The organism is Streptomyces rimosus subsp. rimosus, assembly GCF_000720725.1.
Taxonomy (GTDB): Bacteria; Actinomycetota; Actinomycetes; order Streptomycetales; family Streptomycetaceae; genus Streptomyces; species Streptomyces rimosus_A.
Window position 1 is genome coordinate 16,012 of the sequence record NZ_JOCQ01000034.1, and the last position, 12,572, is coordinate 28,583.

The following is a 12,572-nucleotide window of genomic DNA, read 5'->3' on the forward strand; positions in this document are numbered from 1 at the left end:
TTCGGGGCTCCGGGGGCTCAGTCGAACAGTTCCGGTTCGCTGCGGGCGATCTGCTGGTACAGGGGCTGGTAGTTGATCCACGCGACCAGGTCGTTGCCCAGCTGTTCCCGGGTGTGCACGGCGTTCTCGTGGTCGATCAGTACGGGTTTGCCGGCGGCGCGTGCGGTCAGCTGCACCTGGCAGGAACGTTCCATCGTGATGAACCACCAGGCCGCCGCGTCCACCGAGTCGCCAACCGTCAACAGGCCGTGGTTGCGCAGGATCACGGCCTTGTGCGGCCCGAGCGCGAGTGCGATGCGCCGCCCTTCCTCCTCGTCCACGACGACCCCGGTGTATGCGTCGTAGAGGGCGTGATCCTCGTAAAAGGCGCAGACGTCCTGGGTGATCGGGTCCAGCAGCTCGCCGAGGGCGGACAGGGCGCGGCCGTACACGGAATGGCTGTGCGCGGCGGCGATCACGTCCGGGCGGGCCTGGTGGACCTGTGAATGGATCGCGAACGCCGCCTGGTTGACGTGATAGCGCCCCTCGACGACCTTGCCCTCGTGATTGACGAGGATCAGGTCGCCGACCGTGATCTGCTTGAACGACATCCCGAAAGGATTCACCCAGAAGCAGTCGGTGAACTCCGGATCCCGCGCGGTGATGTGCCCCGCCACCCCCTCCTCGAACCCGAACCGCCCGAAGAGGCGCAGCGCCGCCGCGAGGCGCTCCTTGCGGTGGCGCCGCTCCTCCTCGACGGTCGCGTGCTGGGGCGGCATGGCGAAGTGGAGTTGGTCGGCCGGTACGGGGGTGGGCGCCACGGGGGTGGGCGGTTGGCCAGGCGGCGAAGCTGGCGGCGGAGTGGGCTGGGGCATGGGGCTACCTCCTCGCGCGTACGGCTCGGGCCGGGTCGGCTCAGCTCGGCCCGAAGCGGAAGCTACCTGGCGGTAGTGAGGGTGACCAGTGGTACGGCAGCGCCGATTCCGGATCACCGGCCGCGATAAGTGATCATCCGGTCCGGCTCGATCCGGGCCCAGGAGTGCGCGCTCCTGCGGTCCTCCCACGCCTCGCGCCCGTACACACCGATCAGGAAGGCCTCCAGCCCGGGGTCGTCCGCCGGAAGGACCTCCGCCGCCCGGCCGTGCACCGTGATCTGCAGCCGCTCGCCGTCGATCACCGAGGCCGACACGGCGGAGCGGGCGCGGAGGTGGCGGAAACGCAGGGAGCCCACGCCCGAGTAGAAGTACAGGCGACCCCGGTAGAACAGCCCGTCGACAGGGCCGACCCGGGGCTCGCCGCCGGATGTCGAGGTGGCCAGCGCCATGACACGTATGGCCCCCATCTCCGCGACGACACCCGCGGCGTCCAGGCGGCGCTCCGCGGCGATGACGGAACGGAGGTACGGGCCCGCCGCGGCGTACGAGTCGTCGAGCAGGCGTTGCAGTCGCTTCATGTCCTCGGGCGTCTCATGCATGGCGTCAGCCTGCCAGGCGTGGATCAACGTCTCCACGCCGTCGGGCCCCTACGCGACCGCCTCAACCTGCGGGGATCTGAGCACCTCGGTGATGACGGCCTGGGCGTCGCGGACGGCCTCGGCGATCGTCGGCACCTCCGCATGCTGCTCATTGCGCGACACTTCCACCTGTTTCCGCATGGCAGATCGTCGTCATCGCCATGCGGAATTCTTCAAGAAAGCCTCATTGACACACGTCAACGCTCACGGGAGGGCGATCTCTGTGAGGTCGATGTCGATGTCGAAGGGGGCGCTCAGCTTCACCTGCTCCCGGAAGGTGTCCACGGAGCGGTAGGTGCGGGTCTCCCCGTCCAGATCGAAGGCCTGGACGAGGGGGTAGCCGCCAGGCCTGGCTTTCTCGACCCGCCAGAAATGCGGAATGCCTGCGTTTGCGTATTTGTGCGGCTTGGTGTCGCGGTCCCGTGACTCGGATTCGGGGGAAACCACTTCGACGGCGAGCAGGACGTCCCGCACCTGGAAATGCGTCTGGTCCGAGTGACGTACCGCCGCGGCCCGTACCACCGTGATGTCCGGCTCGGGACCGTTGCGCTCGTCGATCAACACCGTCATGTCGCGCGCGACTGTCAGTTCCGGCGGCGCCGTGCGCCGCAGCCCGCTGACCAACGCATCGATCACGACGCTGTGGAAATACCTCTGTGGGCTCACAAAAACCAGACTCCCGTCGAGCAACTCCGTATGCGGCGGGAGGTCTGGCAGGGTCAGCAGGTCGTCCACGGTGTAACCGTCCGGCGGGGGCACGGGCCAGTGGTGTGCGGTCTCAGCGGTCATGAGTCCTCCCATGGACGGGATTCTGGGCCGTACGGCCAGCGTACCCACCAAGAACGCCGCAGTCGCCGCTCAAACTGATGAGCGACGGCTGCGGCGTTGACCTGGGGAGGGCCCTACGGAGGGGTCACTCCCACTCGATGGTGCCCGGCGGCTTGCTGGTGACGTCGAGGACGACGCGGTTGACCTCGGCGACCTCGTTGGTGATGCGGGTCGTGCGGCTGTTGTCCGAAGGAGCATGAGGCCGGCTCAGGGAGGTGCGGGGTCCCGTCGGTCATCGGCGGCGGTCGATCGCGGTCAGGTCGATGTCGATGGCGTAGGGCTCCGCGAGCTTGAGGCGGTTGTGGTGGATTCCCGTCGGGACGTAGGCCCTGGTCGCGGGGTCGAGCTCGTAGACGTACACGACCGGGAGGCCCTCACTGCTCTCCTCCACCCGCCAGAAGTGCCTGATGCCGTGGGCGGCGTACTTGCGGGGCTTGGTATCGCGATCCCGCTCGACGGAGTCTTCCGAGACGACCTCGACCGCCAGGATGACGTCTTCGGGTTTGAGGCAGGTCCGCTTCGGACCGGTGTCCGCGCCCAGAGGAACCACCAGCACATCGGGCTCCGGGCGGTTGCGCTCGTTCAGCTTGACGCCGAACTCCCTGAAGACGTCGAGGTCGTCCGGCGCCTGGTCCAGCAGCGCCCGTTCCAGAAGTCGCATGGCTCGCATGTGAAAAGTGGTCTGCGGACTCATGAAGACGAGGCTCCCGTCGATCAGCTCCGTGTGCCCGGGCAGATGGGGGAGCTGATCAAGGGCGTCCGCGGTCCAGCCTCCAGGCGGCGGAACGGGATAAGTGCACCCCTCGTACCGCTCGTACTGCCAGTCCTGCTCGTCTCCGGGTGCGGCGCTCATCATGGTTGCTCCCATGCGACGGAGTCTCACCTGTACGGCCAGCGTACCCACCAAGAACGCCGCAGCCGCCGCTCAAACTGATGAGCGACGGCTGCGGCGTTGACCTGGGCGGGGGACCTACGGAGGGGTCACTCCCACTCGATGGTGCCCGGCGGCTTGCTGGTGACGTCGAGGACGACGCGGTTGACCTCGGCGACCTCGTTGGTGATGCGGGTGCACGATGGGGTGGCCGTAGGAGCGGCCGTCGCCCTGGACGCCGACGGAGCGGACGTCCGCGAGCAGCACCACCGGGCACTGCCAGATCTCGCGGTCCAGGCCGGCCGCGGTCAGCTCCTCGCGGGCGATGGCGTCGGCCTCGCGGAGGAGGTCGAGGCGCTCCTTGGTGACCTCGCCGACGATGCGGATGCCCAGGCCGGGGCCGGGGAAGGGCTGGCGCTGGACGATCTCGTCCGGCAGGCCCAGCTCGGCGCCGACCGCGCGGACCTCGTCCTTGAAGAGCTGGCGCAGCGGCTCGACGAGCTCGAACTCCAGGTCCTCGGGGAGGCCGCCGACGTTGTGGTGGGACTTGATGTTCGCGGTGCCGGTGCCGCCGCCGGACTCCACGATGTCCGGGTACAGCGTGCCCTGGACCAGGAACTTCACGGGCTCGCCCGCCGCGCCCGACTCGGCGACGATCTCCGCCTGGGCCTGCTCGAAGACCCGGATGAACTCACGGCCGATGATCTTGCGCTTCTCCTCCGGGTCGGAGACCCCGGCCAGCGCCTTCAGGAAGCGCTCGGAGGCGTCGACGACCTTGAGCTGGACGCCGGTGGCGGCCACGAAGTCCTTCTCGACCTGCTCGGTCTCGCCCTTGCGCATCAGGCCGTGATCGACGTATACGCAGGTCAGCTGGTCGCCGATGGCCTTCTGGACGAGGGCCGCGGCCACCGCGGAGTCCACGCCGCCGGACAGGCCGCAGATCGCCCGCGCGCTGCCGACCTGCTCACGGATGGCCGCCACCTGCTCGTCGACAACGTTGGTGGTGGTCCACACCGGCTCGATGCCCGCTCCCCGGTAGAGGAAGTGCTCCAGGACCTGCTGGCCGTGCGTGGAGTGCATCACCTCGGGGTGGTACTGCACGCCGTACAGCTTCTTCTCGTCGTTCTCGAAGGCGGCGACCGGGACCATGTCGGTGGAGGCCGTGACGGTGAAGCCCTCGGGCGCGGCGGAGCAGGCGTCGCCGTGCGACATCCACACGGGCTGCTCGGCCGGGGTGCCCTCGAAGAGGGTCGAGGCGTTCTTGGAGACGTGCAGGTCGGTACGGCCGTACTCACGGGCGCCGGTGTTGTCGACCGTGCCGCCGAGGGTGGTGGCCATGAGCTGGAAGCCGTAGCACATGCCGAAGACCGGGACGCCGGCCTCGAACAGGGAGCGGTCCAGGCTGGGCGCGTCCTCGGCGTAGACCGACGACGGGCCGCCGGAGAGGATGATCGCCTTGGGGTTCTTGGCGAGCATCTCGGCCACCGGCATGGTGGACGGGACGATCTCGCTGTAGACCCGGGCCTCGCGTACGCGGCGGGCGATGAGCTGGGCGTACTGCGCGCCGAAGTCGACTACCAGGACGACGTCGGGGGCGGCAGCAGGTGACGCTGATGGCACTTCGGCGGCCTTCCGGCGGTGGTGGTGCATGGGGTTGGACTTTCGATTCTAACGGGCTCATACTGAGCGCCATGTACAAGCAGCTGACCTTCGTCTTTACCTATGGCACCGGCCCGTCCGGCTGCCATGGTCGTGCTGCTTGATCAACTGACGAGCGACTTCCCAGGCGCCCCGGGCCGACAAGGCCCGGGGCGCTCTGCATTTCACGGGGCGGCGGGGCCGAGGCGGTACGTACGGCGGCTGCGGGGTCCGGAACCCCAGGAGTGACGGACATGAGCGGTATGAGTGGCGTCCAGGCTGTGACGGATCTGACGAGCGCCTCCGCGGCGGCCCCTGCCAAATCCTCAGCGGCCCCGGCCAAGGCCCCGGCGACCCCCGACACCGGCGCCCGCACCGACGCGGCGGCCGGTGTGATCACCGACGCCAGGGCGCGGATCGACGATCTCGACGGCCGGATCATCGGCCTCGTACAGGAACGCATGGCGGTCTCGGCCGTCATCCAGCGCGAACGCATCGGCTCCGGCGGGCGCCGGGTCAACCTGTCCCGCGAGATGCAGATCCTGGAGCACTACAGGGGGCAGCTCGGCCGGCCCGGCACCGCGCTGGCCATGACACTGCTGGAGCTGTGCCGCGGCCGCATCTGAAGGGCGTGCGGACCGGCCGGGTGCAAGGGGGCTGCGGACCGGGCGCAAGGGCCTGCGGACCGGGCGCAAGGGGTCTGCGGACCGGGCGTACGGGCGCGCCGGGCGTACGGACAGGCCCGTCGTACGGACGCGCCCGGCGCACCGGCGACTCACCCGTACGGCGCCGTGACCGGCCCCCGCCGGGCTTCGTTGTTCCGGGTGCCACGCCAGCCAGGTGCGGTCTGCAGGACTACGCGTAGACGCCGCCCGTGGGCGGATCCGCCGCAGCGATGAGACGTCGGCCGACTTGGAGCGGCCCGCGTCGTGGGACCTCGCTACGGTGTTGTGGCCGGTCAGCAGGGGACAGCAGCCCGGCCACATCCGATGGGGCGGCCGGTTCCGGGGACGCCTGGGGCCGGCCGCATCCGGTCGGTGCAGGGCCGCCCGGAGCCACTGGCGCGAAGGCGACGCACCCCGCTCCCCCTCGCGGACGGCGCCCCGGGGCCCTTCGCCGCATCTCGCACCCTGATGGCGCCCGTCACTTCCGTGGCCCGCGGCGAACTGTGCAACCTTTTCCGGCCAGCGCCGGTCAGTATCTGCAATCGCCCGGCCATCCCGCGCCCCACCGCGACGGCCTGTCTCCTGAACTCACGCTGTGATCACGGCACTTCGGTCCCGAGAGGTCTTCACGATGAAGCTCCGCCGCGCCCTGGCCGCCGTCTCCGCGACGGCCGCCATAGCCCCCGCCGCCTTGCTGGCGGCACCCGCCGCGTACGCCGCCGAGCCCCCGGGCCAGGCCCCGGCGGCCACCGCGACCGGCACTCCCACGACCACACCCACACCCACGACCACGCCGACGCCGGGTACGACCCCGTCCCCGGGCACGCCGACGCCCGGCCGGAGCAGCACCTCGGGCGGCAAGGACGCCGAACCCGGCCCGGCCGCCGAGAAGACACCGCCTGCCGACAAGACACCGCCCGCCAAGAAGACCGGGACGGACACGCCGACCGCCACGCCCACGACCTCCCCCACCGACGGGACCGAGTGTGAGGACTACTCCAGCGAGCGGGCGGTCCGTACCGAACTCCGGGGCCTGCCCAGCAAGATCGTGGCCGGTTCCGGGTGGGTGGACTTCACCTTCCGTGCCACCAACATCTCCGGGAAGCACATCACGTCCGTGGGTGCCTTCGCGCTGGTCTACGCCCTGAAGGACCCGACCACCGACGACGTGTCGGACCATCTGACCCTCCAGTGGTTCGACGCGAAGACGGGGGCCTGGAAGCGGGTGCCCGGCGCCGAGGAGAACGACGGGTTCTTCGCTTCCCTCGGTGGCCGCGACGGGCTGCGTCCCGGTGAGTACGCGGAGGCCAGGCTGCGCCTGAAGGCCGACGCGAAGACGCCCGCCGCCTACGGCGGCGCGGTCAGCGTGGGCTGGTACGTGAACGCGGACCACGAGTGCGGCTTCTCGGAAGCCGTGGACTACGACTTCACCATCCTGCCCGCGGGCAGCGGCAGGCCGGGCACCCACGTTCCGGACGCGCAGGGCAAGCCCGGCAAGCGCCCCAACCGCCCGGTGCCGCAGGGCGGTACGAAGCAGCAGGTCCAGCTGCCGGTCACCGGGAAGCTGGCCGAGACCGGTGCGTCCTCCGGACTGCCGACGATGGCGCTGGCGGGCGGCGCGGCGGTCGCGCTCGGTGCGGGCGCGGTGTTCGTCGTACGCCGCCGGAAGGGCTCCGACGCGTCCTGAGGCGGGGCGGTACAGGGCGAGGCGGTACAGGGCGGGGCGCGGGACAGGGCGGGGCTACCGGGGCGGCGGCGGTACGGCCGGTACCGGGAGCAGCGGGAGCCGCAGGGCCGCGAACGCTTCCTCGGGGACGGCCGGCCGGCGCGGTGCCACCGCGGACAGCCGCCGGTACGGGCGGCCCGGCGCGGGGCGGGTGTCCTCCTCGCCCTTGTTCGGCCAGAAGGACATGGCGCGTTCGGCCTGTGCGGTGATGGTCAGCGACGGGTTGACGCCGAGGTTCGCGGAGACCGCGGAGCCGTCCACCACCGAGATGCCGGGGTGCCCGTACAGGCGGTGGTACGGGTCGATCACACCGTGGTCCGCGTCCGCGCCGATCGGGCAGCCGCCCAGGAAGTGCGCGGTCAGCGGGGTGCCCATCAGCTCGCCGACGTTGCTGCCCGCGAAGCCGTTGATCTCCTGGGCGAGCAGGGTGGCGGCCTCGGTGGCCTCCGGTATCTGCTGCGGGTTGGGGGCGCCGTGGCCCTGGCGGGCGGTGAGCAGGCCCTTTCCGAGGCCGCCCGGTTTGCGGTACGTGGTCAGCGAGTTGTCCAGGGACTGCATGACCAGGCCGATGATGGTGCGTTCGGACCAGCGGCGGTTGGAGAGTGAGCGCAGCAGCAGGAGCGGGTGGCGGGCGCAGTTGGCCGCCCAGGCGAGGGCGCGGGGCGCGCGCTTGGAGATCGGGACCTGGAGGACGGACAGGCTGCCCATCGCGTTGGAGCCCTTGCCGTAGCGCACCGGCTCGATGTGGGTGTCGGCGTTGGGGTGGACGGACGAGGTGATGGCGACGCCGCGGGTGAAGTCGGCCTTCGGGGCGCCGTGCGCCTTGCGGTAGCGGCGGTCGTCGGTCTGCGCGCCCACCAGCGCCTCGGAGTTGGTGCGGGTCAGCTCGCCGAGCCGGGCGGATATGTGCGGCAGCAGGCCGCTGTCCTTCATCTTGTGCAGCAGGGTCTGGGTGCCGTAGGTGCCGGCGGCGACGATCACCCGCCGGGCCGTGAAGGTGCGGCCCCGGCCCTTGCGCTTGTCGTCGGTGGGCAGCGTGCCGACGGCGAAGCCGCCGCGGGAATCCTCGGTGACGGTCACGACGGAGGTCATCGGATGGATGACGGCGCCCGCCCGCTCGGCGAGGTGGAGGTAGTTCTCGGTGAGGGTGTTCTTGGCGCCGTGCCGGCAGCCGGTCATGCACTCGCCGCATTCGGTGCAGGCCCGGCGGGCGGGTCCGGCGCCGCCGAAGTACGGGTCGGGGACCTCGGCGCCGGGTGTGGCCTTCGCCGTGCCGTCGGAGTCCTCGCCGTCCCCGAAGAAGACGCCGACCGGCGCCAGGTGGAAGGTGTCGCCGACGCCCATCTTCTCGGCGGCGGCCTTCAGGTGGACGTCCGAGGGGGTCATGGTCGGGTTCAGGCGTACGCCGAGCATGCGCCGCGCCTGGTCGTAGTACGGCTTGAGCTCGTCCTGCCAGTCGGTGATGTGCCCCCACTGCCGGTCCTCGAAGAACCGTTTCGGCGGTACGTAGAGGGTGTTGGCGTAGTTGAGCGAGCCACCGCCGACCCCGGCGCCGGCCAGGACCATGACGTTGCCGAGCAGGTGGACACGCTGGATGCCGTAGCAGCCGAGGGCGGGCGCCCACAGGTAGTTCTTCAGGTCCCACGAATTCTTCGGCAGGGTGGCGCGGGTGAAGCGGCGCCCGGCCTCCAGGACGCCGACGCGGTAGCCCTTCTCGGTCAGGCGGAGCGCGGAGACGGAGCCGCCGAAGCCGGAGCCGATGACGAGGACGTCGTAGTCGTGGCCGTCCTCCCCGGCCGACTCGGCCGCATCGCGCTGGTTCCGGGCAGGGTTGTCCTGGGGCACTGGCACTCCCTCGGTCTCGGCGGGCTGTCGGCCCGGCTCTCAGCGCAGGCGGAACGCCTTCATCGCGCGCAGGCTGCGGGTCATGAACGCGGCGTACTTCTCGTCGTCCATGCCGAACGACGGGGCGAGCGGCATCAGGCGCTGGTGGGCGACGGTCTGCGCCTCGGTGTACTTGAGGATGCCCTCGGAGCCGTGACGGCGGCCGAGGCCGGAGTCGCCCATGCCACCCATCGGGGACTGGACGCTGCCGTAGCCCGCGGCGTACGCCTCGTTGACGTTGACCGTGCCGGTGCGCAGGCGCGCGGCGACGGCCCGGCCGCGGCGGCCGTCCTGGGTCCAGACGCTGGAGTTCAGGCCGTACGGGGTGGCGTTGGCGCGGGCGACCGCCTCGTCCTCGTCACGGAAGCGGTAGACCGAGACGACCGGGCCAAAGGTTTCTTCCTCGCACACGGCCATCGGGGGCTCGACGCCGTCGAGGATGGTGGGCTCGTAGAACAGCGGGCCGATGTCGGGGCGGTGGCGGCCCCCGGCGACGAGCTTGGCGCCCTTGGCGACGGCCTCGTCGACGTGCCGGGTGACGATTTCCAGCTGGCGCTCGCCGACCAGCGAGCCCATGTCCGCGCCGTAGGCGAGGGCGTTGCCCAGGCGCAGGGCCTTCGTGCGGGCGGCGAAGCGCTCCACGAAGGCGTCGGCCATGGACTCGTGGACGTACAGCCGCTCTATGGAGATGCACAGCTGGCCCGCGGAGGAGAAGCAGCCGCGCACGGCGCCCGCCGCTGCCTTGTCCACGTCGGCGTCGTGCAGCACCAGCATGGCGTTCTTGCCGCCGAGTTCGAGGGAGACGCCGACCAGGCGGGCGGCGGCGCCCTGGGCGACCTCGCGGCCGGTGCGGGTGGAGCCGGTGAAGGAGACGTAGTCGGCGTGCTTGACGACCTCGGGGCCGATGACGGGCCCGTCGCCGAGGACGACCTGCCAGACCTCCGGCGGCAGCCCGGCCTCGACGAGCTGTTCGCGGGCCCACAGGGCGGTCAGCGCGGTCTCGGTGTCGGGCTTCATGACGACGGCGTTGCCTGCGGCGAAGGCGGGCAGCGCGTCGCCGACGGACAGCTCGAAGGGGTAGTTCCAGGGGGCTATCTGCCCTATGACGCCGCGGGGGTGGCGCAGTTCGGTGACCTTGGTCAGGGTCGGTACGACGCCGGTGTGGCCGCGGGGGCGCAGGTACGCGGGGGCCTTGCGGCCGTAGTGGCGGGCGGCGACGGCGACGGCCTGGATCTCCTCGTGGGCGTGCAGCCGGGCCTTGCCGGTCTCCAGCTGGATCAGGTCCAGCACCTCGGCCTGGCGGCGCAGGACGAGGTCGTGGAAGCGCAGCAGGACGGCCGCGCGCTGCCGTACGGGAACCTCGGCCCAGGCACGCTGGGCGGCGCGGGCGCGCTCGAAGGCGGTCGCCACGTCCTCGGGGGTGGACTCCGGCAGGTCCGCCAGCTTCTCGCCGGTGAAGGGCGTGTGGTTGGCGGTACGGCCGCTGCCGATGACGCCGCGGGTGAGGCGGGCCGCCAGATGCGGCGTGACCACGTCGGCGGCGGTACGGGTGCCGGCAGCGGCGCGGGCGACGGGGTTGCCGCCCGCGGGAGCCTCGGCGGGGGCGTGGCCGGCGGGTGCGGAGGTGCGGGTTCCGGTGTCCTGCGAGTCCGTCATGCGGGCGAGCGTATGCCGCGCCGGACGCTTTGGGTACCCACCGGTAACGAGTTTTCACGCGGTACGCACAATCGCGCCAGTAATTGCTGGCCACGAGGGGGCTGTCCTGCGGGATTGCGGGGCGGGACGGCTCGGGCGACCGGTGTCCGGACCGCCCGGCCGCTCTCAGAGTCCCTGGATCCTCAGGAACTTCACCACGTTCGTGAACAGCTCGTCGCCGTCCTCGCGGGCCGCGCCCTTGGCGGGCATGGTCACCGTCAGGACCCAGGCCGACTTCTTCTTCCGGTCGACGTAGAGCTGCTGGAGGCGGCGGGAGCGGATGGAGTCCTCGCTCGGGCTGTAGGGCAGGTAGTCGGTGTCGATGCGCATCGCCGCCTGGTCCTGCTGCGTCGAAGCGGACGCCGAGCTGTGCACGCCGGACATCTCCGTACCGTTCTCGCCGCCCTTCTTGTAGTGGTCGACCAGGCCCTGGGCCTCGTCCTCCAGGCTGCCGATCTCCTCGTGCTCCAGCGCGAGTTCGACCTTGAAGACACCGCTGGGATCGGCGAAGCTCACGTACGACTCGTCGGACTTGACGGTGCGCTTGTAGTCGTCGGGCACCGCCAGCGACGCCCGGACCACCTCGCCCTCCGGGCGGACCACCCAGCCCTCGGGGATCTCGTCACCGGCGAACGGGTTGGCGAAGGCGAGCAGTACGGCCACCACCACGGCCAGCACACCTACGCCCAGCCCGGCCTGGGCCTTGCGGTTCCGCTGAAGAATGGGCGGGACCAGCGCGCTGCCGCCCGTCGTCGGGTAACCGCGTACCTGCCCGGCGGTCGGCTGCGGCGGCCGGGCCACCGACTCCAGCGCCTGCCTGACCTCGGCGGCGCCGGGCCGGGCCGACGGCTCCTTGCGCAGCAGCTGCATGATCACCGCGCCCAGCGCGCCGGAGCCGCGGGCCGGGGTCTGCGGCTCCGCGGAGAGCACGGCCTGGAGGGTCGCCGGGGTGTTGGTGCGGCGGAACGGGGACATGCCCTCGACGGCCGCGTACAGCACGACGCCCAGCGACCACAGGTCGGACTCCGGGCCGGGGTGCTGCCCCAGCACCCGTTCCGGCGCGGTGAACTCGGGCGATCCGACGAACGCGCCGGTCTCGGTCAGGCCCTGCTCGCCCTCGACCTGCGCGATGCCGAAGTCGGTGAGCACCACCCGGTCGTGCCGGCCGAGCAGCACGTTGTCCGGCTTGACGTCGCGGTGCAGCACCCCCGCGTCGTGGGCCGCGGTCAGCGCGCCGAGGACGGCGAGGCCGATCCGGGCCGCCTCGCGCGGGGCGAGGGTGCCCTCCTTGAGGCGGTCGCCGAGCGACTGGCCCCGTACCAGCTCCATGACGATCCACGGGCGGCCGTCCTCGACCACCACGTCGTGCACGGAGACCACCGACGGGTGGTCGATACGGGCGGCGGCCCGTGCCTCGCGCTGCATGCGCTGGTAGACCGTGCGCTTCTGCCGCTCCGGGAGGTGGTCCGGGACGCGCGGCTCCTTCACGGCGACATCGCGGTCCACGATCTCGTCGCGGGCGGTCCAGACCGTACCCATGCCGCCGTGGCCGAGCCGGGAGCGCAGGCGGTAGCGGCCGCCGAGGAGACGGCCGAGCTGCGGGTCGTCGGGGTCCACGGGCACCGGGCGTGCCGCGTCCGGGGCGGCGGCCCGGGTCGGCGTGTACGAGTCCCGTGCGGGCGCGGGGCTGTCCGGGGCGGGCTGCGCCGGCGGCCGGAGCCCGTAGCTGGTGGGCTCGTCCGCGTGTCCCCCGTGTCCCCCGTGTTGCGTCAT

General features: G+C 71.4%; 9 protein-coding genes and 2 pseudogenes. 2 read left to right on the forward strand and 9 right to left on the reverse strand.

What is annotated here, in order from left to right:
- Window positions 1–17: 17 nt before the first annotated feature.
- The 6 genes and pseudogenes from IH45_RS0118925 to guaA form a co-directional block, all read right to left on the reverse strand.
- Window positions 18–854 (reverse strand): class II aldolase/adducin family protein, encoded by an 837-nt coding sequence (locus tag IH45_RS0118925; RefSeq protein WP_078897652.1) that lies wholly within the window; start codon window positions 852–854, stop codon window positions 18–20.
- Between the two features lie 113 nt (window positions 855–967).
- Complete coding sequence (locus IH45_RS0118930; RefSeq protein WP_030669271.1) at window positions 968–1,453, reverse strand: pyridoxamine 5'-phosphate oxidase family protein; 486 nt, start codon at window positions 1,451–1,453, stop codon at window positions 968–970.
- A gap of 243 nt (window positions 1,454–1,696) precedes the next feature.
- Window positions 1,697–2,293 carry a Uma2 family endonuclease gene (locus tag IH45_RS0118940; RefSeq protein WP_107058673.1) on the reverse strand — a complete coding sequence of 199 codons (597 nt, stop codon included), beginning with the start codon at window positions 2,291–2,293 and terminating at the stop codon, window positions 1,697–1,699.
- A 112-nt stretch (window positions 2,294–2,405) separates the two neighbouring features.
- Window positions 2,406–2,495: pseudogene (locus IH45_RS1000000151040) on the reverse strand (GMP synthase (glutamine-hydrolyzing)); the annotation flags it as partial.
- A gap of 57 nt (window positions 2,496–2,552) precedes the next feature.
- Entirely contained in the window at window positions 2,553–3,173 is a 621-nt protein-coding gene (locus IH45_RS0118950) for a Uma2 family endonuclease (protein ID WP_030669275.1), read from the reverse strand.
- A gap of 128 nt (window positions 3,174–3,301) precedes the next feature.
- Window positions 3,302–4,811 (reverse strand): annotated as a pseudogene (guaA, locus tag IH45_RS01000000143785) (glutamine-hydrolyzing GMP synthase).
- Window positions 4,812–5,083: 272 nt separating this feature from the next.
- Here guaA and IH45_RS0118960 point away from each other — a divergent pair.
- Window positions 5,084–5,455, forward strand: coding sequence for a chorismate mutase (locus tag IH45_RS0118960; protein ID WP_107058675.1), 372 nt, complete (start codon window positions 5,084–5,086; stop codon window positions 5,453–5,455).
- A gap of 670 nt (window positions 5,456–6,125) precedes the next feature.
- Window positions 6,126–7,181, forward strand: coding sequence for an LPXTG cell wall anchor domain-containing protein (locus IH45_RS0118965; RefSeq protein WP_030669280.1), 1,056 nt, complete (start codon window positions 6,126–6,128; stop codon window positions 7,179–7,181).
- A gap of 54 nt (window positions 7,182–7,235) precedes the next feature.
- Here the strand turns inward: IH45_RS0118965 and IH45_RS0118970 are convergent, their stop codons facing one another.
- From IH45_RS0118970 to IH45_RS0118980, 3 genes are all read right to left on the reverse strand, one after another.
- A complete protein-coding gene (locus tag IH45_RS0118970) occupies window positions 7,236–9,065 on the reverse strand; it encodes a GMC family oxidoreductase N-terminal domain-containing protein (protein WP_030669283.1) in 1,830 nt (609 codons plus the stop codon).
- A 39-nt stretch (window positions 9,066–9,104) separates the two neighbouring features.
- A complete protein-coding gene (locus IH45_RS0118975; RefSeq protein ID WP_030669286.1) occupies window positions 9,105–10,760 on the reverse strand; it encodes a succinic semialdehyde dehydrogenase in 1,656 nt (551 codons plus the stop codon).
- A 165-nt stretch (window positions 10,761–10,925) separates the two neighbouring features.
- Window positions 10,926–12,572, reverse strand: a complete 1,647-nt coding sequence (locus tag IH45_RS0118980; protein ID WP_030669288.1) for a serine/threonine-protein kinase — start codon at window positions 12,570–12,572, stop codon at window positions 10,926–10,928.